Here is a 20,254-nt window from a genome sequence, read left to right on the forward strand (position 1 = left end):
CGTGCGTGCCGGCGGTAACCCACGGATTCGAGTGACCCCCAGAATATGCGCATGCGCCTGATGCTGTTGGGTGGCGGTAATGCCCTTGGACAGGCGCTGATCCGCCTTGGCGCCGAGGAGGACATCGGCTTCCTCGCCCCCCGGCCGCCCGAAGGGGGCTGGGACGCTTCCAGCCTCACCGTCCTGCTGGATGAAACCCGCCCCGACGCGGTGATCAACCTTGCCTACTACTTCGACTGGTTCCAGGCCGAAAGCGTCAGCGATGCCCGCCTGGCCAGCCAGGAGCGCGCGGTGGAGCGCCTGGCCGAACTCTGCCAGCATCACGAAATCCTGCTGATCCAGCCGTCCAGCTACCGCGTATTCGATGGCGCACGCGCCACCGCCTACAGCGAGAAGGACGAGCCGCTGCCGCTGGGCCCGCGCGGCCAGGCGCTGTGGCGCATGGAGCAGTGGGTGCGGGCGACCTGTCCGCGCCACGTACTGCTGCGCTTCGGCTGGCTGATCGACGATAGCCGCGAAGGTTCGCTCGGTCGCTTCCTCGAGCGCGCCGAAAAGGAACAGGTGCTGTTCCTCGCCGACGACCGCCGTGGCAACCCGACGCCGGTGGACGACGCCGCCCGGGTGATCCTCTCGGTGCTCAAGCAGCTCGATTGCCAGGCGCCGCTTTGGGGGACCTACCACTACGGTGGCCTGGAGGCCACCACCACCCTGTCCCTGGGCCAGGTGGTGCTCGGCGAGGCCCGCGCCTTCCATGCCCTGGCCGTCCAGGAGCCGAGCCCGCAGGCCCACGCCGCGCGCCCGGACGCCAGCGATGAGCCGCAGCACGCGGTGCTCGCCTGCAAGAAGATTCTTCATACCTTCGGCATCAAGCCGCGCGCCTGGCGCGCCGGCCTGCCGGCCCTGCTGGATCGTTACTATCGCCATGTCTGAACGTCTTTCCCCTTCCGCGCAGCCGATCCTCATCACCGGCGGTGCGGGGTTCATCGGTTCCCACCTGGCGGACGCGCTGCTGGCGCGGGGCTTCGCCGTGCGCGTGCTGGACGACCTGTCCACCGGCAAGCGTGAGAACCTGGATGCGCGCGTCGAACTGGTGGTCGGCAACGTCGCCGACGAGGCGCAGCTTCGTCGCGCGGTGAGCGGATGCCGGGCCGTGGCGCATCTGGCGGCCGTTGCCTCGGTGCAAGCATCGGTGGACGATCCGGTGGCGACCCACCGCAGCAATTTCATCGGCACCCTGAACCTCTGCGAGGCCATGCGCCTGGAAGGCATCCAGCGCGTGCTGTTCGCCTCCAGCGCCGCGGTCTACGGGCAGAACGGCGAAGGCGCCGCCATCGACGAGGACACCGCCAAGGCGCCGCTGACGCCCTACGCCTCGGACAAGCTGGCCAGCGAGTACTATCTGGACTTCTATCGCCGCCAGCATGGCCTGGAGCCAGCGATCTTCCGCTTCTTCAACGTCTACGGGCCGCGCCAGGACCCGTCGTCGCCCTATTCGGGGGTGATCAGCATTTTCGCCCAGCGCGCCGAGCAGGGCCTGCCGATCACCGTGTTCGGCGATGGCGAGCAGACCCGTGATTTCATCTACGTGGGCGACCTGGTCAAGCTGCTGGTGCAGGCGCTGCTGGCCGATGATGTGGCGGAGTCGGCGATCAACGTCGGGCTGGATCAATCCACCAGCCTGAACCAGCTGCTGGCCGAGATCGGCAAGCTCACCGGTGGCTTGCCTCCGGTCACCTACGCAGCTCCGCGTGCCGGCGATATCCGCCATTCCCGTGCGAACAACCGCCGTCTGCGTGGACGCTTCCAGCTGGACGAACCCACGCCGCTGGCGGAAGGTCTCGCCCAGCTGATCACCACCAGGGTTTGTTGATCGCCAGCAGGAAGATGCCGGCCAGCGAACCCAGCGCCAGGACACTGAGCGCTGCCTTGCGCGGTTTCGATGCGCTGCGCAGGGCGAATGCCGCCAGCGCGATGTAGAGCACCAGCAGGCCGATCTTGGCCTGCAGCCACACCGGCAACGGCCAGGGCATCGCCAGGTGCACCAGGCCCAGGGCGCTGAGCAGCAGCAGGGTATCGATCAGGTGCGGCAGGCCGCGTTGCCAGCCCGAGGGGCGCTTGCCCCACCAGCTCAAGCCCAGGCGCAGGACGAAGAGCAGGCTGCTGATGATCGCAAGGCTGACGTGCAGTGCTTTGAGTTCGAGGTACATGGCGATTCCCGGAAGACGAAAAAGGCGCCCTTGGGCGCCTTTTTTCATGTTTGCTCCGTCAGAAACGGTAGCCGAAACCGACCATGTAAACCCAGGGGTCGACGTCGACATCGACCTTGGTTTTCTTCACGCCCAGAGCGGACGGGCCGTCGACGCTGGCCTTGGTGTCGATGTCCATGTACCAGACCGCGGCGTTGACGAAGGCGTGCTCGTTGAGCATGTAGTCCATGCCCAGTTCGGCGGCCAGACCCCAGGAGTCCTGCAGCTTCAGGTTGCTGAAGCCCTGGTCCTTGCGGTTGCTGGCCAGGTCTTCGTCGAAGAAGGTGGTGTAGTTCACGCCCAGGCCGCCGTAGGGCTGGAAGGCGGAGTTGGTGCCGCCCATGGGGTAGTACTGCAGCAGCACGGTCGGCGGCAGCTGCTTGATGTCGGCCAGCTTGCCGTCCAGGCCGGAGAGGCCGGTAGCCTTGTTCAGGCCCTTGACGTCGACCTGGTGCTTGAACGGAGTGGCGGCGACCAGCTCGACGCCGATCTTGTCGGTGAGCAGATAGGCGAAGGTCAGGCCCAGCTGGGTGTCGCTGTCGACGGTGGCCTTGGTGCCGCTGACCTTGGCGCCGTCGAGCTTGATGTCGGAACTGCTGTCGTCCGGGGCTACGGTGGCGATACCGCCGCGAACGAGGAAGTCGCCCGCCTTGTGGCCGCGGATGGTGTCAGCCTGGGCCACGACGGGGGCCGCGACGGCGAGTGCAAGAAGCGAGGTGGTGAGCCAGGACTTACGCATGATGAGCTCCATATCTCTTTGGTATAAGTGTTGGTGCTCATAATGGTAGAGAGTGCTAAAAGCGCAAATTTGATTTGGCTCAATAAAGCCCGCAGGCTTCGCAGGATATCGGGGTGCGGCGAAGTGTCGCGCCCTATTCTCCGGTGTATTCGTAGGGCTCGATGAGGCTCGCCTGCATCTGGTAGCCGGCCTCGGCCAGGTCGCTCTCCACGGCCTTCACGCTCAGTTTCCCGGTGATCCAGAACGGCTGGTACAGCTCGTCCACCTTAACGCCCTTGCCGCCTCGAACATATACGATCTGGTTGGATGGCGGCGGCGGCACGTGGATGCAGGCGCCGTAGTAGGGCACCAGCAGGAAGTCGCGCACCGTCTGGCCGTCTTCCTCCACTTCCAGCGGCACGATATAGCCCGGCATCTTCACTTCCTGACCGTCCAGCGCCTGTACCACCGGGGCGTTGGGCGTCTGCTGCTTCACCGCCGGGCCGCTCTCCGAATTGAGTACATCGGAGAGCTTGGACAGGTCGTGCAGCGGAACGGGCGGCGGGGGCGGCGGCGCGCCCTCGGGGATCAGCTCGGGCCAGGTCAGCTCGCGCGGCGCCGCCCACACGGCGGCGCTGATGGCGAGCAGCAGGGGGAACAGCAGGCGGCGCATGGGGCTTCCTCAGAGGCGGATCGACAGACCATCGGCCAGCGACTGCCGATAGGCGCGCCACGCCGGCACACAGCCGATCAGCAGCGCGGCCAGGAGTATGCCGCCCAGCAGGGTCCATTCATAGGCGCTGGGCAGCGCCAGTGGCAGGAAGATGCCGTAGTTCGCCTGTACATATGCCTGGCTGCCGGCGATGCCGGCGTAGAGCAGCCCGACGCCCAGCGCCACGCCCGCCAGCGCCAGGGCGAAGGCTTCGGCCACCAGCAGGCTGAAGATGTGCCAGGGCCGCGCGCCCACCGAGCGCAGGATGGCCATCTCGCGGCGGCGCTCGTTGAGGCTGGTGAGGATCGCCGTGAGCATGCCGATCAGGCCGGTCAGCACGACGAACAGCGAGACCACGAACAGCGCCTTCTCCGCCGTGCCCATCAGGCCCCAGAGCTCCTGCAACGCCACGCCGGGGAGGATCGCCAGCAGCGGCTCGCCGTCGTATTCGTTGATCTGCCTCTGCAGGGTGAAGGTGGCGACCTTGCTCTTCAGGCCCAGCAGGAAGGCCGTGATGGCCTTGGGCTGCAGGTCCATGCCGCGCGCCTGGTCTTCGCTGATGCGCGCCGCGCCGCGCGCCGGGACACCGTTCTTCCAGTCGACGTGCAGCGCCTCCATGCCCTGCAGGGAGATGTGCAGGGTGCGGTCCACCGGCGTGCCGGTGCGCTTGAGGATGCCGACCACGGTGAAGGGCTTGTCGTCGTGCTGCACCAGGGCGATGGTGCTGACGCCGTGGGCGAGGACGATCCTGTCGCCCAGCTTGTAATGCAGCGCTTCGGCCACTTCGGCGCCGAGTACCACGTCGAACAGGTCCTGGCCGAACGGCCGGCCTTCGGCCAGCTCCAGCGTCTGCCCGCGGCCGAAGCGGTAGTGCTCGAAGTAGCCGGTGTCGGTGCCCATCACCCGGTAGCCGCGGTGGGAGTCGCCCAGGGAGATCGGGATCGCCCATTTCACCAGCGGGCTGTGGGTGACCGTCTCGTAGCTTTCCCAGCGGATGTTGTTGGTGGCGTTGCCGATGCGGAACACCGAGTAGAGCAGCAGGTTCACCGAGCCCGACCGCGCGCCGACGATCAGGTCGGTGCCGGAGATGGTGCTGGCGAAGCTGGCCTTGGCCTCGGTGCGCACGCGCTCCACCGCCAGCAGCAGGCAGGCGGAGAGGGCGATGGCGAAGATGGTCAGCAGCGCGGTGAAGCGGCGGTTGGAAAGGCTGGCGAGGGCCAGGCGCAACAGGTACATGCTCAGATTCCCGGGGCGCGGGCGGCGCGGTTGAGGTCGGCGAGGGAGACGCTGCGGTCGAACAGCGGCGCCAGGCTCTGGTCATGGCTGACGAACAGCAGGCTGGCGCCGGCCTCGCGGCATTCGGCGAACAGCAGCTGGAGGAAGGCTTCGCGGGCGTCGGCATCCAGGGCGGAAGTCGGCTCGTCGGCGATTACCAGTTCCGGCTGACCGATCAGCGCGCGGGCAGCGGCGACGCGTTGCTGCTGGCCGATGGAGAGGCTGTCGGCGCGGCGCTCGATCAACGCCGAGTCGCCCAGGCCCAGGTGCTTGAGCAGCGTTTGCGCCGCCTTGGCCACGCTGCCGTGGCGCAACGTCGCTCGCTCGGCGCGACTGCGCGAGAAGTGGCAGGGTAGCTCGACGTTCTCCCGCACCGAGAGGAACGGCAGCAGGTTGAACTGCTGGAAGATGTAGCCGGTGTGGTCGACGCGAAAATGATCGCGGCGCGCGGACTTCATCTGCGCGATGTCCTCGCCCAGCAGCGTCACGCTGCCGCGCTGGGGGCGCTGCACGCCGCCGAGCAGGCCGAGCAGGGTGGTCTTGCCGCTGCCGGACGGGCCCTTGAGAAACAGGGTTTCGCCAGGGGCCAACTGGAAGGCGGGGATATCCAGCAGCTCCACCTGGCCGGGCCAGGCGAAGCCGAGGTTGTCGAGTTCGAGCAATGCGGTCATTTCAGCGATTCAGAAATTCAGGGTCGGGGCGGCGGCGGTCAATTCTGCACCTTGCTGGCCGCTCGGGCCGATCAGTTGTACCTGAATTTTCTGGGTCGTCGGGAAGCGCTTGAACAGCGGGGCGAAGTCGAGGGTGGCGAGCTCCTGCGGTTGGGCGCAGGTCAGTTGGTAGTGGGCGTGGATATCGGCGTGCTGATGCCCTTCGTGCTCGTCGTGGTCGTGATCATCGGCCTCCGGTGCATCGCCGAACAGCGGGCTCGATAGCTCCACCGACTGCACGCTGCATTGGGCCGAAGCGGGGAGCTTGAACAGTTGCAGCGGTTGCTTGAGCTGGGCTTGTGTCGTAGCGACGGTGGCCTTGTCGGCATCGCTGGTGGCGGCGTGCTCGAAGCCGACGAGGTTCATCGCCGGGCTGTCGAGTTCCAGCTCCAGGGTCTTGCCGTCGAGGGCGGCGTTGAGCTGGGCGACGCCATGCTCGTGCTTGCCGAGGCTGCCGTGTTCATGTTCGTCGTGGGCTTGTGCGGCAAAAGGCAGCAGGGCGACAGCGAGGAGCAGGGGGCGCATGGGAGAACTCCACAGATGAATGATTTTGTTACGTTATAACAGATGAATTATTAACGCCAGCTTAGCGTGGGTTTGGCGTGGCGCCGATGCCGTGGGAGCATGCGCGAAAGGCCGCGAGGAGAAGGGCGATGCTGAGAATCAAAGGCACCATCGGCGATTGGCCGGTGGACCTGACCGTGGAGATGGACGATGCCGACTGGGCGCGTCTGGCGCAGAACTTGCCGACAGCGGCCGTTGCGCGCGCCGCACCGGCAGCGGTGTCGAGCGGTCCGGCTGATCAGCTGTGGCTGGCCGCGCAGGACCTGCTGCGTCGCAGTGGCAGCATTGAAGGTCCGCAATTGATGAATGAGCTGGAGGCGCTGGCCGGCAGCGCGGGGGCGGCGAAGGGCTTGCTGGTGCGCCTGCGGCATAGCCCGAAGGTGAAGATCGAGGTGCGCGAGGGCGTGCAGGTCTTCAACTGGGCGGAGGAGTAGAAGCTTTTCGTAGGAGCGAGCTTGCTCGCGAACAGCCCCGATGCGGGTTTGGTTCGCGAGCAAGCTCGCTCCTACAAGGTCGATTTCCCGCCGCGAACGCGGCGGCGGATCGATCAATACAACACGTTCGCCAGCTTGCGGCGGTAGGCGATCACCAGCGGGTGGTCGTTGCCCAGCAGGTCGAACACCTGGACCAGCGTCTTGCGCGGCAGGTCTTCGCCGTAGCCGCGGTTGCGCACGAACAGCCTGAGCAGGGCGTCCATGGCTGCCTCGTACTGCTGGCGGGCCAGTTGCTGGACGGCCAACTGGTAGGTGGCCTCGTCGTCGTTGGCGTCGGCGGCCAGGCGGGTCTTCAGCGCGGCGGCGTCGGGCAGGTCGGCGGCCTGGCGCAGGAAGGTCAGCTGGGCCCTGGCCGCGGCCAGCGCCTGCTTGTGGTCGTCGCTCTTCACCGCGTTGAGCACGGTTTCGGCCTCACCCAGCTCGCCGCGCTCGGCAAGGCAGCGGGCGTACAGGATCAGTGCGGCGGCGTTGGTGTTGTCTTCGCCCAGCAGGGCTTTGAGCTGCGCCTCGGACTCGGCGAAACGGCCTTCGTTGAAGGCGGTCTGTGCGGCCTCCAGCGGATCGGCGGCGGCCGGCGCCGGGGGCTGCACGTGCTGTTCGAGCATCTGGCGGATCGCCGATTCCGGCTGCGCGCCGGCGAAGCCGTCCACCGGCTGGCCGTCCTTGAACAGCACCACGGTGGGCAGGCTGCGGATGCCGAAGCGCATCACGATGTCCTGCTCGACGTCGCAGTTGACCTTGGCCAGCAGCAGCTCGCCCTGGTAGGACTCGGTGATCTGCGCCAGCAGCGGCATCAGCGCCTTGCACGGCGCGCACCAGTCGGCCCAGAAGTCCACCAGGACCGGCTTGACGAAGGAGTTCTCGATGACGACCTGATCGAAGTTGGCGATGCTGGCGTCGAAGATGTAGGGCGTATCGCTCATGGGGGATCTCGGGCGAGTGGGGCGATGAAGAGGTTGCCACTATAAGTGGGGGCGGTGGGGAACGGAAACAAGCTCCCGGTTAGCGCCCGGCATGAATCAACGCACCAACGTAGGATGGGTGGAGCCTAGGCGATACCCATGCTGTCGGAGCGCTAATTGATGGGTATCGCTTCGCTCCACGCCATCCTACAGAAGCGTTCCCGGTTCAGCCGCGCCGCGCGTGATACAGGCTGACGTGCCTGAACTCCGCCGGTTCCGCCAGGTCCGGCCAGGTGCAGCCTTCGAGGATCCCCAGGCGCTGGTACAGCGGATGGCTGAAGTCGCGCACCCGAGAGTCGGCCACCAGGGCTTCGCGGCCACGGCTGAGGAATTCGTCCAGTAGCGGCAGGTTGGCGCGGTCGTAGAGCACATCGGCAACGATGATCAGGTCGAAGCGGTCGGCTTCCTTGAAGAAGTCGTCCGAATAGCTCAGCTCAACGCCGTTCAGCTCGGCATTGGCGCGGCAGGCTTGCAGCGCCAGCGGGTCGAGGTCGCAGGCCACCACTTCGGCGGCGCCGGCCTTGGCGGCGGCGATGGCGGCGATGCCGGAGCCGGCGCCGAAGTCGAGCACGCGCTTGCCGCGCACCCATTCCGGCTGTTCCGCCAGCCAGTGCGCCAGCACCAGGCCGCTGGCCCAGCAGAAGCACCAGTAGGGCGGTTCTTCGAGAATGCGTCGGGTCTCGTCCGGGCTGAAGGCGCGATCCATGTTCTGCGCGTCGATCAGCCAGAGCTCGATGTCGGTGCCGGGCAGGCGCTCGGCCGCCAGGCGGGCGTCGCCCAGCAGTTCGCTCAGCGCTTGCTGCAATGGCAGCGGCGCGGTCATGGCGCGCGCTCCAGGCGCAGCTCACCGAGGGCCTGGGTTTCCGGCTGGGTGATGCGCACCGGCGGCAGGCGCCAGGCGAGCTGGCCGGACTGCGAGACGCGGGCGTGCAGTTCGACACGGGCGCCGGTCGGGAAGGATTGCGGGTTGAATATCAGGCGGAAGGGCAGGGCCTGGCCGGTGGCTATCAGCTTCTCGCTGGAGAGCAATTGTTGCGGACGGTCGCGCTCATCGATCACCAGCAGGGCCAGTTCCACTTCGCCTCCGGCGGGCAGGTAGCCCTGGCGGCTGCTGAGCTGGCCGGTCAGCGCGCGCATGTTGGCCGGCACCGGGGCTTGGGCCGCGGCGGCGCGGGCGGGCGCGGATTGCGGGGCCTGCGTGGCGGGTGCCGGCTTGTCGCTGGAACAGGCAGCGAGCAGGGCAATGAGGGACAGGCAGAGAAGACGGGCGGACATGGGCGGACTCCATCGCGGCACATTTCCAGGCGGGCGCCTGTATAGCCTAAAGCGTCCGGCTTGTCTCGGGGAGGCCAGGGTTTCATCGGCGGAGCGATGCGCTACCATGAGCCTTTCCCTCATTCGTACAAGACCCGCCATGCATTGTCCCTTCTGCGGCGCCCACGACACCAAAGTCATCGATTCGCGCCTGGTCGCCGAAGGCGATCAGGTCCGCCGGCGCCGTGAGTGCCTGAACTGCGGCGAGCGCTTCACCACCTTCGAGACCGCCGAACTGGTCATGCCACGCCTGATCAAGCAGGACGGCAGCCGCCAGCCATTTGACGAGGACAAGCTGCGCGCCGGCATGCAGCGCGCGCTGGAGAAGCGCCCGGTGAGCATCGAGCGGCTCGAGGAGGCGCTGGCGCACATCAAGCACAAGCTGCGCGCCACCGGCGAGCGCGAAGTGAAGTCGCGGGTGCTGGGGGAACTGGTGATGGCCGAGCTGCAGAAGCTCGACGAAGTCGCCTACATCCGTTTCGCCTCGGTCTATCGCCGCTTCCAGGACCTCAACGAGTTCCGCGAGGAGATCGAACGCCTGGCCCGCGAGCCCTCGAAAGAATGAGCGATCTTGACCCGATGAACACCCTGGACGAGGCCTGGATGGCCCGCGCCATTGAGTTGGCGCGCAAGGGCTGGTATTCCACCCATCCCAACCCCCGGGTCGGCTGCGTCATCGTGCGTGACGGCGAAGTGGTCGGCGAGGGCTGGCACGTGCGCGCGGGCGAGCCGCATGCCGAGGTCCACGCACTGCGCCAGGCCGGCGACAAGGCCCGTGGCGCCACCGCCTACGTCACCCTGGAGCCGTGCAGCCACTTCGGCCGCACGCCGCCCTGCGCGGATGCGCTGGTGAAGGCCGGCGTGGCGCGGGTGGTGGCGGCCATGCAGGACCCCAATCCGCAGGTGGCCGGCAACGGCATGCGGCGCATCGCCGACGCGGGTATCGCGGTGCGCGCCGGCGTGCTGGAGAGCGAAGCCCGTGCGCTGAACCCCGGCTTCCTCAAGCGCATGGAAACCGGCCTGCCCTTTGTGCGGGTGAAACTGGCGATGAGCCTGGACGGCCGCACCGCGATGGCCAGCGGCGAGAGCCAGTGGATCACCGGCCCGGCGGCGCGCCGGGCCGTGCAGCGGCTGCGCGCGCAATCGAGCGTGGTGCTGTCCGGCGCCGATACCGTGCTGATGGACGATGCGCGACTGACCGTGCGCCCGGACGAACTCGGGCTGGATGCCGAGCAGAGCGAACTGGCGATGCGCCGTCCGCCGCTGCGGGTGCTGATCGACGGGCGCCTGCGCGTGCCGCTGAGCGCCGCGTTCTTCCAGGCGGGGCCGGCACTGGTGGTCAGCACGCGGGAGGCCCCCGACTATGCCCAAGCCGGTCACGACCAGCTGGTGCTGGCCGGTGATGACGGCCGGGTCGACCTGCCTGCCCTGATGGCCGAGCTGGGCCGCCGTGGCGTCAACGAAGTGCTGGTGGAAGCCGGCCCGCGCCTGGCCGGCGCATTCGCCCGCCTGGGTCTGGTCGACGAATACTGCATCTTCATGGCGCCCAAGCTGCTCGGTTCCTCCGCGCGCCCGCTGCTGGAGCTGCCGCTGGAGCGCATGGCCGAATCCCGCGAGCTGAAGATCAGCGACATCCGCGCGGTGGGCGACGACTGGCTGGTCACCGCTCGCCCGCACTGACGGCCGCATTCGTCGCCCGGCGAATGCGGGTGACTGAATAAACAGAACCTTCCGACTTGTGCCGGCCTGTGGTAAAACGCCACACGCGGTTGACGTAGTAAACGACCGCGATTGACGTTCTCAGGGCGGGGTGCAAGTCCCCACCGGCGGTAATGGCGTGCAATACGTCTAGCCCGCGAGCGCTTGTCACGACCGGTTCGCCGGATGTGCAAGGTCAGCAGACCCGGTGTGATTCCGGGGCCGACGGTAACAGTCCGGATGAAGAGAGAACGGGATGAGCCAACGGGGCGTGCCTGTGCACGTCCGCGAAATCCCTTCGATCCGATACGCCCTGTTTTCTAACCAAAACAGGAGTTCGCCACTATGCAACATCTTTCCCTGTTGGCTTCGCGGGCCTGCCGGCCAGCCGCCTTCGTCGTGCGGGAGGCAACATGTTCACCGGCATAATCGAATCCATCGGCAGCATCGCCTCCATCACCCCCAAGGGCGGTGACGTCCGGCTGTACGTGAAGACCGGCAAGCTCGACCTCGCCGACGTCAAGCTCGGCGACAGCATCGCGGTCAACGGCATCTGCCTCACCGCGGTGGAGCTGCCCGGCGACGGCTTCTGGGCCGACGTCAGCCGCGAGACCCTGGCGCGCACCGCTTTCGCGCAGCTCAAGGTCGGCAGCCGGGTGAACCTGGAAAAGGCCCTGACCCCGACCACCCGCCTGGGCGGCCACCTGGTCAGCGGTCACGTCGACGGCGTCGGCGAGATCGTCAAGCGCGAGGAAAACGCCCGCGCCATCCAGTTCACCGTGCGCGCGCCGCGCGAGCTGGCCAAGTACATCGCGCTCAAGGGCTCGATCACCGTGGACGGCACCAGCCTGACGGTGAACGCGGTCAATGGCGCCGAGTTCGAGCTGACCATCGTTCCGCACACCGTGCAGGAAACCATCATGGCCGACTACCGCCCCGGGCGCCTGGTCAACCTGGAGGTCGACCTGCTGGCGCGCTACCTGGAGCGCCTGCTGCTGGGCGACAAGGCCGCCGAGCCCGCTGCCGGCTCGACCGGCATCACCGAAGCATTCCTGGCCGAAAACGGCTTTCTGAAACACTGATAAGGCTTGTCCCCGTATGGCACTCAACAGCATTGAAGAACTGCTCGACGACATGCGTCAGGGCAAGATGGTCATCCTCATGGATGACGAGGACCGCGAGAACGAAGGCGACCTGATCATCGCCTCCGAGTGCGTCCGCACCGAAGACATCAACTTCATGGCGCGCTTCGCCCGTGGGCTGATCTGCATGCCGATGACCCGCGAACGCTGCGAACGCCTCGGCCTGCCGCTGATGGTGCAGCGCAACGGTTCCGGCTTCGGCACCAAGTTCACCGTCTCCATCGAGGCCGCCGAGGGCGTCACCACCGGCATCTCCGCCGCTGACCGCGCCCGCACCGTGCAGGCCGCCGCGGCGAAGAACGCTGTCGCCGCCGACATCGTCAGCCCCGGCCACATCTTCCCGCTGATGGCCCAGCCTGGCGGCGTGCTGGCGCGCGCCGGTCACACCGAGGCGGCCTGCGACCTGGCGCGCATGGCCGGTTTCGAGCCCTCCGGCGTGATCTGCGAGATCATGAACGACGACGGCACCATGGCCCGCCGCCCGGAACTGGAAGAGTTCGCCCAGCAGCACGGCATCAAGATCGGCACCATCGCCGACCTGATCCACTACCGCCTGATCCACGAGCGCACCGTCGAGCGCCTCGCGGAACAGCCGCTGGACACCGAGCTGGGCCAGTTCAAGCTGATCACCTACCGCGACTCCGTGGAAGGCGACGTGCACCTGGCGCTGACCCTGGGCAACGTCTGCGCGGAAGAGCCGACCCTGGTGCGCGTGCACAACCCCGACCCGCTGCGCGACCTGCTGATGGTCAACCAGGCGGGCCGCTGGAGCCTGCGCGCGGCCATGGCCAAGGTGGCCGAGGCCGGTACCGGCGTGGTCCTGCTGCTGGGCCACCAGGTCGGCGGCGAGGACCTGCTGGCGCACGTCCGCGAGATCACCAACGCCCATGCTCCGGTGCAGAAGCCGACCACCACCTACAGCACCGTGGGTGCCGGTTCGCAGATCCTGCGCGACCTGGGCGTTCGCAAGATGCGCCTGATGTCGGCACCGATGCGCTTCAACGCGATATCCGGTTTCGATCTGGAAGTTGTAGAATACCTGCCCGCTGAATGAACCCTACCGCCGTGCCCTGGCACGGCGGTGCCGTTCTTCTACCCTATTTGCGGAGCGTCACGAGACGCTTCGGCTCTTTAACAGACGAGACCTGCCCATGACCCTGAAGACCATCGAAGGTACCTTCATCGCCCCCAAAGGCCGCTTCGCCCTGGTGGTTGGCCGCTTCAACAGCTTCGTGGTGGAAAGCCTGGTGGAAGGCGCCATCGACGCGCTGGTGCGCCATGGCGTCGCCCAGAGCGAAATCACCGTGATCCGCGCTCCGGGCGCCTTCGAAATCCCGCTGGTAGCGCAGAAAGTCGCCCAGCGCGGTGAGTTCGACGCCATCATCGCCCTCGGCGCGGTGATCCGTGGCGGCACCCCGCACTTCGAATACGTAGCCGGTGAGTGCACCAAGGGCCTGGCGCAGGTTTCCCTGCAGTTCGGCGTGCCGGTCGCCTTCGGCGTGCTGACCGTCGACTCCATCGAACAAGCTATCGAGCGCTCCGGCACCAAGGCCGGCAACAAGGGCGCCGAAGCTGCCCTGTCCGCCCTGGAAATGGTGAGCCTGCTGTCGCAGCTGGAGGCCAAGTGAGCCAGGACAGCGGTACTCCGGCCAAACCCGCCAAGCCCAACAAGATTGCCATGCGTCGCAAGGCCCGCAGCCTCGCGGTGCAGGCCCTGTATTCCTGGCAGATGGCGGGCCAGCCGCTCAACGAGATCGAGGCGGCCTTCCGCGTCGATAACGACTTCAGCGATGTCGACGGCGCCTATTTCCACGAAATCCTCCACGGCGTGCCGCGCCTTAAGGGCGAGCTGGACAAGGAGTTCACCCCTTGCCTGGACCGCGCGCTGGAAGAGATCGACCCGGTCGAGCTGGCGATCCTGCGGCTCTCCACCTACGAGCTGCGCAACCGCCTGGACGTACCCTACAAGGTCGTCATCAACGAAGGCATCGAGCTGGCCAAGACCTTCGGCGCCACCGACGGACACAAGTTCGTCAACGGCGTGCTGGACAAGCTGGCCCCGCGTCTGCGCGCGGCGGAACTGCGCGGCGCCAAGCGCTGAGGCATGGGTGAGTTCGAGCTGATCCGTCGCTACTTCGCCTCGGCCGCCTGTGCGGCCGGCGGCGAGGCGGTGGCATTGGGGATCGGCGATGACTGTGCGCTTCTTGCGCCCCAAGCCGGCGAACAGCTGGCGATTTCCACCGATACCCTGGTCGTGGGCGTGCATTTTCCCGCCGTCTGCGATGCCTTCCTGCTCGGCCAGCGCGCCCTGGCGGTCTCCGCCAGCGACCTGGCCGCGATGGGCGCCTCACCCATCGGCTTTACCCTTGCCCTGACCCTGCCCGAGGCCGATCCGGCCTGGCTGGAGGGCTTCGCCCGTGGTTTGAACCAGAAGGCGCAGGAATGCGCGCTGGCGCTGATCGGCGGCGATACCACCCGTGGCCCGCTGTCCATGACGATCACCGTGTTCGGCGCTGTGCCCGCCGGGCAGGCAATTACCCGTGCCGGCGCCCGGCCGGGTGACCTGCTCTGTGTCGGCGGTGCCTTGGGCGAGGCGGGCGGCGCGTTGCCGCTGGTGCTGGGCGAGCTCACGGCCGAGCCGGCCATCGCCGAGCCGCTGCTGGCGCGCTACTGGTCGCCCCGGCCGCAGCTCGCGTTCGGCCAGGCGCTGCGGGGCAAGGCCAGTGCGGCGCTGGATATTTCCGACGGGCTGCTGGCCGACTGTGGGCATATCGCCCGGGCCTCCAGCGTGGCGCTGGTCATCGAGGCCGAGCGTTTGCCCGCGAGCGCGCCGCTGGAGGCGCTGCTGGGTGCCGAGCGCGCACGACAACTGAAGCTCGGCGCGGGGGATGATTACGTACTGGCCTTCACGCTGCCGCCCGAGCACTTGCCCGAGCTTTCCGCGAACTGGCCGCAACTCTGCGTGGTCGGTAGGGTGGAGGCCGGCTCCGGCGTCCGCGTGCTGGACGCGCAAGGCACCGATATCACGCCGCGCCAGGGCGGCTACCTGCATTTCATGGAGTGACCGTGACAGAACACCCCGACCAGGCTCCCGCACAGCCCGTGCCCCATTCGGTATGGAGCAATCCCTGGCATTTCCTGGCCTTCGGTTTCGGTTCCGGCACCCTGCCCAAGGCGCCTGGCACCTGGGGCTCGCTGGTTGCGCTACCCTTCATACCACTGTGGCAGATGCTCCCGGACTGGGGGTATTGGCTGATGCTGGGCGTGACCATGCTGTTCGGCTTCTGGCTGTGCGGCAAGGTGGCGGACGACCTGCGGGTGCATGACCACGAAGGGATCGTCTGGGACGAGATGGTCGGCATGTGGATCACCCTCTGGCTGGTGCCGGAAGGCTGGTGGTGGCTGCTGGTCGGCTTCGTGGTGTTCCGCATCGTCGATATTTCCAAGCCCTGGCCGATCAGTTGGGTCGACCGCAACGTCCATGGCGGCGTGGGCATCATGCTCGATGACGTGCTGGCCGGCGTGTTCGCCTGGCTGGTGATGCAGGGGCTGACCTGGGGTTGGGCCCGCTGGCTGATCTGAGCGCCTGAGGACGATCGATGCGCCGACTGCTGTACCTGCTTTGCGTACTGTGGTGGCTGCCGGCATGGGCGGATGGCCCGCCTACTGAAATCCGTGTTGCCAGCGAAGCCTGGGTCAACTACACCCAGGCCGATGGCCGCGGGTTGGCCTGGGACCTCCTGCGTGCCTTGTACGAGCCGGAGGGCGTGCGCCTGATCCCGCGCAGCGAGCCTTATATGCGCTCGGTCGGCCTGGTGCAGCGCGGCGAGGCGGACGCCTGGGTTGGCTCCTATCGCGACGAAATCAGCAACGCCATCTATCCGCGCTGGCCCTACGACGTCGACCCCATCGGCGCGCTGGGGCGCAGGGATTCCCCGGCGCCGACGCTGGCCGACCTGGCCCGCTTCCGCCTGGCCTGGATGCGCGGCTACGCCTTCGACCGCTACCTGGATCACCTGGCGCAGCGCAACGAACTGCAGCGCCGCAGTTCGGCATTGCCGATGCTCGACAGCCGGCGGATCGACTATTTCATCGATGCCCGCCCCGAACTGGAGGAAATGCTCCAGGGCAAGGGCGTCGATGCCAGTGGCTACCGGATCACCGATATCGCCTCGATTCCGCTGTATCTTGGCTTTGCCAACAACGAACGCGGCCGCGCGCTGGCGCAGCTGTTCGATGCGCGTATGCAGGTGCTCTATCGCAGTGGCGAACTGGAGCGCCTGTTCAAGCGCTGGCATTGGCCCTATGCCCCGTTGAAGCCGCTGCTGCCACCCAAGGAGTGATCGTGATGCCGCGCCTGTTCCTGCTGTTCTGCCTGTCCTTCTGCTCCGCGCTGGCGCTGGCTGCGCCCCAGGTGCGCGTGGTGGGGCTGTTCCCTGGAGCTGCGGTGCTCAACATCGACGGCCAGCGCAAACTGCTCAAGGTCGGCCAGACCGGCCCGGAAGGCATCCAGCTGATCAGCGCCGACGCCCACAAGGCCGTGCTGCGCGTCGGTGGCGTGGAGCAGAGCTACGAGCTGGAGCGCGAGTACAACGGCGGGGGCTATTCGGCGCCGGCGGCGCGCACCGAGATGAGCATCGCCCGCGGCAACGGCGGCCACTACTGGGTCTCCGGGACCATCAACAACCAGAGCGCGCAGTTCCTGGTGGACACCGGCGCCACCTCGGTGGCGATGAACGAAGGCCAGGCACGCCGCCTGGGTATCGACTACCGCGCCGTTGGCACACCGATGATGGCCTCCACCGCGAGCGGTACCGCCAGGGGCTGGAAAGTGACGCTCAACAGCGTGAAGCTCGGTGGCGTCGAGGTGCTGGGGGTGGAAGCGGTGGTACTGGAGGGTGAATTCCCCACCGAAATCCTGCTCGGCATGAGCTACCTCAACCGCGTGGGTTGGCGTGAGGATCAGGGCATGATGTACATCCAGGCCAAGCATTGAGAGCTTGCCCAGAATCCGCTGCGCGCCGCTTCCATCGATGGCGTCGATGCTTATCTTGCAGAATTCGCAATGACGGTGCGGCCGGCGCTGCTGCTACAATGCCGGTCCTCCTTCCTTAGATAAATCTTTCAGGAGTTTCCGGTGTCTGTCGTTTTCGTCGCCGCCTCCAAGCTGCCCACTCCCTTCGGCGAGTTCACCATGCATGGCTTCCTCGATGAGGAAACCGGCAAGGAACATGTCGCCCTGACCATGGGCCAGCTCGACGACGGCCTGCCGGTGCTGGGACGTCTGCATTCCGAGTGCCTGACCGGCGATGCGCTGTTCAGCCTGCGCTGCGACTGCGGTTTCCAGCTCGAAGGCGCACTCTCGGCCATCGCCAAAGAAGGGCGCGGCGTGCTGCTGTACCTGCGTCAGGAAGGCCGTGGCATCGGCCTGCTCAACAAGATTCGCGCCTACGCCCTGCAGGACGAGGGTGCGGACACCGTGGAAGCCAACCTGGCCCTGGGTTTTGGCGCCGACCAGCGCGACTACGCCATGTGCCTGCCGATGCTCAAGCACCTGGGCGTCTGCTCGCTGAAGCTGATGACCAACAACCCGCGCAAGGTGAAGGCGCTGGAAGGCTACGGCCTGACCGTTGCCGAGCGGGTGCCGCTGCAGAAGGGCCTGAACCCGCACAACAAGCGCTACCTGGCGACCAAGGCCGGCAAGCTCGGCCACATGCTGGGCAACATGCATCAGGGCGAAGCCGAGGCCGAGGTCGAGGCTTCGTGAACCGCGCCGTCGCGCGGCGCCGGCTGAATCTGATCTGGTGGCTGCTGCTGGCCCTCGCGTTGGCGCCGCAGCACCTGCTGCTGGCGCTGGTAGGCGAGACGGGCTGGTCCGAACAGCTGGCCACACCGTTTTTCGTCGCCGGGCTGATCTCGATGTTCCTCACCCTGCCGCTGTTCCGTGGCTACAAGCGCGCGCTGGTCGCTGCGCAGAATGCCCGTGACAGCGCCGGCGAGCCGGCTGCCTGGCAGGCGCTCGGCGCCGCGCAGCGCCGTGGCGTGCTGGTCGGCAGCCTGCCGGCCTGGATCGGCGCCCTGGCGGTGCTGGTCGACCTGAGTGGCGTCGCCGTCCTGCTGCTGGGGCTGGCCAGTCTGGTCATCCTCTGGCTTTACCGCATTCCCCGCCAGCTTGTCTGATGCGCCTCATTCTCTGCCTGCTCGCGCTGCTGCTGGCCTTGCCGTTGGCGGCGGCGGAGCGGGTGGTCAGCCTGGCGCCGTCCCTCACCGACATGGTGCTCGAACTCGGCGCGGCCGACCGGCTGGTCGGCGTGCTCGATGGCGGGCCGCGTCCGCCGGGGCTGGATGGCCTGGCCTCGGTGGGGCGTTATGGGCAGGTGAATCTGGAGCAGGTGCTCAACCTGCGCCCCGATCTGCTGCTGGTGTGGCCAGGAGCGGTGCCGGAAGCGCAGTTGGCGCGGCTGGAATCCTTCGGTATTCCCCTCTACATCGCCGATCCCCATCGCCTGGAGGACGTCGCGCGGCAACTGCGCGAGCTGGGCGAGCGCCTGGGCCGGCAGGAACAGGGACAGGCGCTGGCGAAGCAATTCGAAGAGCGTTTGCAGACGCTGCGTAGCCAGTTCCACCGGGAGCGGCCGCTGAAGGTGTTCTATCAGGTCTGGAATCGCCCGCTCTACACGCTGGGCGGCAACCAGATCATCAGCGATGCGCTGGGCGTCTGCGGCGGCCGCAACCTGTTCGCCGACCTCCGCCTGCCGGCGCCGCAGGTCAGCCAGGAGGCCGTGCTGGCGCGCGATCCGGAGGTGATCCTGGGGGGCAGCCATGCCGAGCTGCAATCCTGGATACGGATGCCGCAGCTCACCGCCACGCGCCTGGGCCAGCTCTGGCCCATCCCCGACAAGAACCTGGAGCGGCCGAGCTACGCGATGCTCGATGCCACCGAGAAGCTCTGCCGGTTGTTGGCGGGGGCCAAGGTCACGGACTGAGTGGGGTGGGTTCGCGAGCAAGCTCGCTCCTACGAAGAGCGACTCCGGTGTATCCGGGAGCCTGTAGGAGCGAGCTTGCTCGCGAACCATGCGGATCAGAGCGCCTGTATCAGAACCCCTCCAGCACGATCTTGCCCTTGGCCGTATTGCTCTCCAGCAGCGCGTGGGCGCGGCGCAGGTTGGCCGCGTCGATTCGGCCGAAGTGCTCGCCCAGGGTGGTCTTCAGCACGCCGCTGTCGATCAGCCCGGCCACGCGCTCCAGCAGCTTGTGCTGCTCGATCATGTCGTCGGTGTGGAACATCGAGCGGGTGTACATGAACTCCCAGTGCAGCGACAGGCTCTTCTGCTTGAGCAGGCGCACGTCGAGGTTCTCCGGGTCGTCGATCAGCGCCAGGCGGCCTTGCGGGCGCAGGCTGGCGACGATCTCGGCCAGGTGCTGCTCGGTCTGGTTCAGGCTGGCCACGTGGGTCACTTCGCCGATGCCGATGCGTTTGAGTTCCTCGCTCAGCGGTTTGCGGTGATCGATCACGTGGTGCGCGCCGAGGTTGCGCACCCATTCCTGGGTTTCCGGGCGCGAAGCCGTGCCGATCACCGTCATGCCGGTGAGCTGGCGCGCCAGTTGGGTGAGGATTGAGCCAACGCCGCCGGCGGCGCCGACGATCAGCAGGCTCTGGCCCTTGCTGGCGCTGCCCTCGGCCACCTGCAGGCGGTCGAACAGCAGTTCCCACGCGGTGATGGTGGTCAGCGGCAGGGCGGCCGCATGGGCGAAGTCGAGGTTCTGCGGCATGTGGCCGACGATGCGTTCATCCACCAGCTGCAGCTCGGCGTTGCTGCCGGGGCGGGTCAGGTCGCCGGCGTACCAGACCTTGTCGCCCGGCTTGAACAGGCTGACTTCGCTGCCCACCGCGCGGACCACGCCGCTGGCGTCCCAGCCGAGCACCTTGTACTGGCCCTCGGCGGGCTGGGCGCGCAGGCGCACCTTGGTGTCCACCGGGTTGACGGAAATGGCGCGGACCTCCACCAGCAGGTCGCGCGGGCCGGGCTCGGGCTCCGGCAACTGGATGTCGAGCAGGGCATTCGGGTCGCTGCTGGGCAGGCTCCGGGTGTAGCCGATGGCTTTCATGGGCGTTCCTTTCAGTCGATGCGCTTCATCAGGCGGATGTCGAGTTCCGCCAGGTCAGGTTCGGAGGCCTTCAGCAGGGCCTGGAAGTGCGGACTCGCCTCGTGTTCGGCGAGGGCGTCTTCATCACGCCACTGCTCGATCATGTAGATCAGATCGGCGTCCTTGATGTCGCGGTGCAGGTCGTACTGCAGGCAACCAGCCTCGGCGCGGGACGGCGCGAGCATGTCGTGCAGGTGCTGCTGCAGGCTGTCGGCACGGCCGGGCTTGGCGCGAATGATGGCGATCAGGGTCAGGCTCATCCGTAAGGTCT

General features: G+C 67.2%; 27 protein-coding genes and 1 riboswitch. Of the genes, 16 read left to right on the forward strand and 11 right to left on the reverse strand.

From position 1 onward, the window contains the following. The first annotated feature begins 45 nt into the window (after positions 1 to 45). Both ACAW63_RS08305 and ACAW63_RS08310 read left to right on the forward strand, forming a co-directional pair. The gene (locus ACAW63_RS08305) at positions 46 to 930 is read left to right on the forward strand and encodes a sugar nucleotide-binding protein (RefSeq protein ID WP_275610018.1); all 885 of its coding nucleotides are present in this window, start codon (positions 46 to 48) and stop codon (positions 928 to 930) included. After that, positions 923 to 1,870, forward strand: a complete 948-nt coding sequence (locus tag ACAW63_RS08310) for an NAD-dependent epimerase/dehydratase family protein (protein ID WP_371232954.1) — start codon at positions 923 to 925, stop codon at positions 1,868 to 1,870. Before ACAW63_RS08305 ends, ACAW63_RS08310 begins: the two co-directional genes overlap by 8 nt. On the opposite strand, the gene ACAW63_RS08315 is transcribed toward ACAW63_RS08310, so the two are convergent. The 6 genes from ACAW63_RS08315 to ACAW63_RS08340 form a co-directional block, all read right to left on the reverse strand. Next, positions 1,851 to 2,207, reverse strand: coding sequence for a SirB2 family protein (locus ACAW63_RS08315; RefSeq protein WP_371232956.1), 357 nt, complete (start codon positions 2,205 to 2,207; stop codon positions 1,851 to 1,853). The two genes, ACAW63_RS08310 and ACAW63_RS08315, sit on opposite strands and share 20 nt — an antisense overlap. Positions 2,208 to 2,265: 58 nt before the next feature. Next, positions 2,266 to 2,985, reverse strand: a complete 720-nt coding sequence (locus ACAW63_RS08320) for an OmpW family protein (RefSeq protein WP_275610021.1) — start codon at positions 2,983 to 2,985, stop codon at positions 2,266 to 2,268. Positions 2,986 to 3,118: 133 nt separating this feature from the next. Further along, positions 3,119 to 3,637 carry a DUF3299 domain-containing protein gene (locus ACAW63_RS08325; RefSeq protein ID WP_371232958.1) on the reverse strand — a complete coding sequence of 173 codons (519 nt, stop codon included), beginning with the start codon at positions 3,635 to 3,637 and terminating at the stop codon, positions 3,119 to 3,121. Positions 3,638 to 3,646: 9 nt separating this feature from the next. Beyond that, positions 3,647 to 4,912: an ABC transporter permease gene (locus ACAW63_RS08330; protein ID WP_371232959.1), complete on the reverse strand. Its 1,266-nt coding sequence runs from the start codon at positions 4,910 to 4,912 to the stop codon at positions 3,647 to 3,649. Between the two features lie 2 nt (positions 4,913 to 4,914). Continuing rightward, positions 4,915 to 5,622: an ABC transporter ATP-binding protein gene (locus ACAW63_RS08335; RefSeq protein ID WP_371232961.1), complete on the reverse strand. Its 708-nt coding sequence runs from the start codon at positions 5,620 to 5,622 to the stop codon at positions 4,915 to 4,917. Positions 5,623 to 5,631: 9 nt separating this feature from the next. Beyond that, positions 5,632 to 6,186 (reverse strand): DUF2796 domain-containing protein, encoded by a 555-nt coding sequence (locus tag ACAW63_RS08340; protein WP_371232963.1) that lies wholly within the window; start codon positions 6,184 to 6,186, stop codon positions 5,632 to 5,634. 128 nt (positions 6,187 to 6,314) lie between these two features. Between ACAW63_RS08340 and ACAW63_RS08345 the strand changes: the two genes are divergently transcribed. After that, positions 6,315 to 6,659 carry a hypothetical protein gene (locus ACAW63_RS08345; RefSeq protein WP_371232965.1) on the forward strand — a complete coding sequence of 115 codons (345 nt, stop codon included), beginning with the start codon at positions 6,315 to 6,317 and terminating at the stop codon, positions 6,657 to 6,659. Between the two features lie 113 nt (positions 6,660 to 6,772). Here the strand turns inward: ACAW63_RS08345 and trxA are convergent, their stop codons facing one another. The 3 genes from trxA to ACAW63_RS08360 form a co-directional block, all read right to left on the reverse strand. Then, positions 6,773 to 7,642: a thioredoxin gene (trxA, locus tag ACAW63_RS08350; protein WP_371232967.1), complete on the reverse strand. Its 870-nt coding sequence runs from the start codon at positions 7,640 to 7,642 to the stop codon at positions 6,773 to 6,775. A gap of 205 nt (positions 7,643 to 7,847) precedes the next feature. Continuing rightward, entirely contained in the window at positions 7,848 to 8,504 is a 657-nt protein-coding gene (locus ACAW63_RS08355; protein WP_371232969.1) for a methyltransferase, read from the reverse strand. Then, positions 8,501 to 8,956, reverse strand: coding sequence for a YbaY family lipoprotein (locus ACAW63_RS08360; protein ID WP_371232971.1), 456 nt, complete (start codon positions 8,954 to 8,956; stop codon positions 8,501 to 8,503). Before ACAW63_RS08360 ends, ACAW63_RS08355 begins: the two co-directional genes overlap by 4 nt. A gap of 139 nt (positions 8,957 to 9,095) precedes the next feature. Between ACAW63_RS08360 and nrdR the strand changes: the two genes are divergently transcribed. The 13 genes from nrdR to ACAW63_RS08425 all read left to right on the forward strand — a co-directional run bounded on the left by nrdR (position 9,096) and on the right by ACAW63_RS08425 (position 18,821). Then, positions 9,096 to 9,560 (forward strand): transcriptional regulator NrdR, encoded by a 465-nt coding sequence (gene nrdR / locus ACAW63_RS08365; RefSeq protein WP_207884752.1) that lies wholly within the window; start codon positions 9,096 to 9,098, stop codon positions 9,558 to 9,560. Positions 9,561 to 9,574: 14 nt separating this feature from the next. Then, on the forward strand, positions 9,575 to 10,675 hold the full coding sequence (gene ribD / locus ACAW63_RS08370) for a bifunctional diaminohydroxyphosphoribosylaminopyrimidine deaminase/5-amino-6-(5-phosphoribosylamino)uracil reductase RibD (RefSeq protein ID WP_371234608.1): 1,101 nt from the start codon (positions 9,575 to 9,577) through the stop codon (positions 10,673 to 10,675). 112 nt (positions 10,676 to 10,787) lie between these two features. Next, a riboswitch (FMN riboswitch) is annotated at positions 10,788 to 10,950 on the forward strand. Between the two features lie 156 nt (positions 10,951 to 11,106). Next, positions 11,107 to 11,775 (forward strand): riboflavin synthase, encoded by a 669-nt coding sequence (locus ACAW63_RS08375; RefSeq protein WP_371232973.1) that lies wholly within the window; start codon positions 11,107 to 11,109, stop codon positions 11,773 to 11,775. 16 nt (positions 11,776 to 11,791) lie between these two features. Then, the gene (ribBA, locus tag ACAW63_RS08380) at positions 11,792 to 12,889 is read left to right on the forward strand and encodes a bifunctional 3,4-dihydroxy-2-butanone-4-phosphate synthase/GTP cyclohydrolase II (RefSeq protein ID WP_275610031.1); all 1,098 of its coding nucleotides are present in this window, start codon (positions 11,792 to 11,794) and stop codon (positions 12,887 to 12,889) included. Positions 12,890 to 12,986: 97 nt separating this feature from the next. Further along, entirely contained in the window at positions 12,987 to 13,463 is a 477-nt protein-coding gene (ribE, locus tag ACAW63_RS08385) for a 6,7-dimethyl-8-ribityllumazine synthase (protein WP_081517125.1), read from the forward strand. A 50-nt stretch (positions 13,464 to 13,513) separates the two neighbouring features. Beyond that, positions 13,514 to 13,936 (forward strand): transcription antitermination factor NusB, encoded by a 423-nt coding sequence (gene nusB, locus ACAW63_RS08390; RefSeq protein WP_275611876.1) that lies wholly within the window; start codon positions 13,514 to 13,516, stop codon positions 13,934 to 13,936. A 3-nt stretch (positions 13,937 to 13,939) separates the two neighbouring features. Next, entirely contained in the window at positions 13,940 to 14,899 is a 960-nt protein-coding gene (thiL, locus tag ACAW63_RS08395; protein ID WP_371232976.1) for a thiamine-phosphate kinase, read from the forward strand. Between the two features lie 2 nt (positions 14,900 to 14,901). Further along, positions 14,902 to 15,417 carry a phosphatidylglycerophosphatase A gene (locus ACAW63_RS08400; protein WP_371232977.1) on the forward strand — a complete coding sequence of 172 codons (516 nt, stop codon included), beginning with the start codon at positions 14,902 to 14,904 and terminating at the stop codon, positions 15,415 to 15,417. Positions 15,418 to 15,434: 17 nt separating this feature from the next. Then, a complete protein-coding gene (locus ACAW63_RS08405) occupies positions 15,435 to 16,178 on the forward strand; it encodes a substrate-binding periplasmic protein (protein WP_370600635.1) in 744 nt (247 codons plus the stop codon). A gap of 5 nt (positions 16,179 to 16,183) precedes the next feature. After that, the gene (locus tag ACAW63_RS08410; protein WP_371232978.1) at positions 16,184 to 16,831 is read left to right on the forward strand and encodes a TIGR02281 family clan AA aspartic protease; all 648 of its coding nucleotides are present in this window, start codon (positions 16,184 to 16,186) and stop codon (positions 16,829 to 16,831) included. A gap of 141 nt (positions 16,832 to 16,972) precedes the next feature. Further along, entirely contained in the window at positions 16,973 to 17,602 is a 630-nt protein-coding gene (gene ribA / locus ACAW63_RS08415; RefSeq protein ID WP_275610036.1) for a GTP cyclohydrolase II, read from the forward strand. Then, positions 17,599 to 18,015: an MFS transporter gene (locus tag ACAW63_RS08420; RefSeq protein WP_371232979.1), complete on the forward strand. Its 417-nt coding sequence runs from the start codon at positions 17,599 to 17,601 to the stop codon at positions 18,013 to 18,015. The genes ribA and ACAW63_RS08420 overlap by 4 nt, the downstream gene beginning before the upstream one ends. Continuing rightward, positions 18,015 to 18,821 (forward strand): cobalamin-binding protein, encoded by an 807-nt coding sequence (locus ACAW63_RS08425; protein WP_371232980.1) that lies wholly within the window; start codon positions 18,015 to 18,017, stop codon positions 18,819 to 18,821. The genes ACAW63_RS08420 and ACAW63_RS08425 overlap by 1 nt, the downstream gene beginning before the upstream one ends. Positions 18,822 to 18,930: 109 nt before the next feature. Here the strand turns inward: ACAW63_RS08425 and ACAW63_RS08430 are convergent, their stop codons facing one another. Together ACAW63_RS08430 and ACAW63_RS08435 are read right to left on the reverse strand one after the other, a co-directional pair. Next, positions 18,931 to 19,944, reverse strand: coding sequence for a zinc-binding alcohol dehydrogenase family protein (locus tag ACAW63_RS08430; protein WP_371232982.1), 1,014 nt, complete (start codon positions 19,942 to 19,944; stop codon positions 18,931 to 18,933). Between the two features lie 11 nt (positions 19,945 to 19,955). Further along, the gene (locus tag ACAW63_RS08435; protein ID WP_371232984.1) at positions 19,956 to 20,243 is read right to left on the reverse strand and encodes a putative quinol monooxygenase; all 288 of its coding nucleotides are present in this window, start codon (positions 20,241 to 20,243) and stop codon (positions 19,956 to 19,958) included. Positions 20,244 to 20,254: the final 11 nt, after the last annotated feature.

It is taken from the genome of Pseudomonas sp. QE6, from assembly GCF_041379005.1.
Taxonomy (GTDB): Bacteria; Pseudomonadota; Gammaproteobacteria; order Pseudomonadales; family Pseudomonadaceae; genus Pseudomonas.

Excerpts from the sequence above, each read along its gene's own strand:
- trxA (WP_371232967.1), bottom strand. The coding sequence starts at position 7,642 with ATGAGCGATACGCCCTACATCTTCGACGCCAGCATCGCCAACTTCGAT.
- ACAW63_RS08345 (WP_371232965.1), top strand. The coding sequence starts at position 6,315 with ATGCTGAGAATCAAAGGCACCATCGGCGATTGGCCGGTGGACCTGACC.
- ACAW63_RS08405 (WP_370600635.1), top strand. The coding sequence starts at position 15,435 with ATGCGCCGACTGCTGTACCTGCTTTGCGTACTGTGGTGGCTGCCGGCA.
- ACAW63_RS08410 (WP_371232978.1), top strand. The coding sequence starts at position 16,184 with ATGCCGCGCCTGTTCCTGCTGTTCTGCCTGTCCTTCTGCTCCGCGCTG.
- nrdR (WP_207884752.1), top strand. The coding sequence starts at position 9,096 with ATGCATTGTCCCTTCTGCGGCGCCCACGACACCAAAGTCATCGATTCG.
- ACAW63_RS08315 (WP_371232956.1), bottom strand. The coding sequence starts at position 2,207 with ATGTACCTCGAACTCAAAGCACTGCACGTCAGCCTTGCGATCATCAGC.
- ACAW63_RS08340 (WP_371232963.1), bottom strand. The coding sequence starts at position 6,186 with ATGCGCCCCCTGCTCCTCGCTGTCGCCCTGCTGCCTTTTGCCGCACAA.
- ACAW63_RS08305 (WP_275610018.1), top strand. The coding sequence starts at position 46 with ATGCGCATGCGCCTGATGCTGTTGGGTGGCGGTAATGCCCTTGGACAG.
- ACAW63_RS08425 (WP_371232980.1), top strand. The coding sequence starts at position 18,015 with ATGCGCCTCATTCTCTGCCTGCTCGCGCTGCTGCTGGCCTTGCCGTTG.
- ACAW63_RS08360 (WP_371232971.1), bottom strand. The coding sequence starts at position 8,956 with ATGTCCGCCCGTCTTCTCTGCCTGTCCCTCATTGCCCTGCTCGCTGCC.
- ribBA (WP_275610031.1), top strand. The coding sequence starts at position 11,792 with ATGGCACTCAACAGCATTGAAGAACTGCTCGACGACATGCGTCAGGGC.
- nusB (WP_275611876.1), top strand. The coding sequence starts at position 13,514 with ATGCGTCGCAAGGCCCGCAGCCTCGCGGTGCAGGCCCTGTATTCCTGG.
- ACAW63_RS08330 (WP_371232959.1), bottom strand. The coding sequence starts at position 4,912 with ATGTACCTGTTGCGCCTGGCCCTCGCCAGCCTTTCCAACCGCCGCTTC.
- ACAW63_RS08430 (WP_371232982.1), bottom strand. The coding sequence starts at position 19,944 with ATGAAAGCCATCGGCTACACCCGGAGCCTGCCCAGCAGCGACCCGAAT.
- ACAW63_RS08320 (WP_275610021.1), bottom strand. The coding sequence starts at position 2,985 with ATGCGTAAGTCCTGGCTCACCACCTCGCTTCTTGCACTCGCCGTCGCG.
- ACAW63_RS08355 (WP_371232969.1), bottom strand. The coding sequence starts at position 8,504 with ATGACCGCGCCGCTGCCATTGCAGCAAGCGCTGAGCGAACTGCTGGGC.
- ribD (WP_371234608.1), top strand. The coding sequence starts at position 9,575 with ATGAACACCCTGGACGAGGCCTGGATGGCCCGCGCCATTGAGTTGGCG.
- thiL (WP_371232976.1), top strand. The coding sequence starts at position 13,940 with ATGGGTGAGTTCGAGCTGATCCGTCGCTACTTCGCCTCGGCCGCCTGT.
- ACAW63_RS08310 (WP_371232954.1), top strand. The coding sequence starts at position 923 with ATGTCTGAACGTCTTTCCCCTTCCGCGCAGCCGATCCTCATCACCGGC.
- ACAW63_RS08435 (WP_371232984.1), bottom strand. The coding sequence starts at position 20,243 with ATGAGCCTGACCCTGATCGCCATCATTCGCGCCAAGCCCGGCCGTGCC.
- ACAW63_RS08335 (WP_371232961.1), bottom strand. The coding sequence starts at position 5,622 with ATGACCGCATTGCTCGAACTCGACAACCTCGGCTTCGCCTGGCCCGGC.
- ribE (WP_081517125.1), top strand. The coding sequence starts at position 12,987 with ATGACCCTGAAGACCATCGAAGGTACCTTCATCGCCCCCAAAGGCCGC.
- ACAW63_RS08325 (WP_371232958.1), bottom strand. The coding sequence starts at position 3,637 with ATGCGCCGCCTGCTGTTCCCCCTGCTGCTCGCCATCAGCGCCGCCGTG.
- ACAW63_RS08375 (WP_371232973.1), top strand. The coding sequence starts at position 11,107 with ATGTTCACCGGCATAATCGAATCCATCGGCAGCATCGCCTCCATCACC.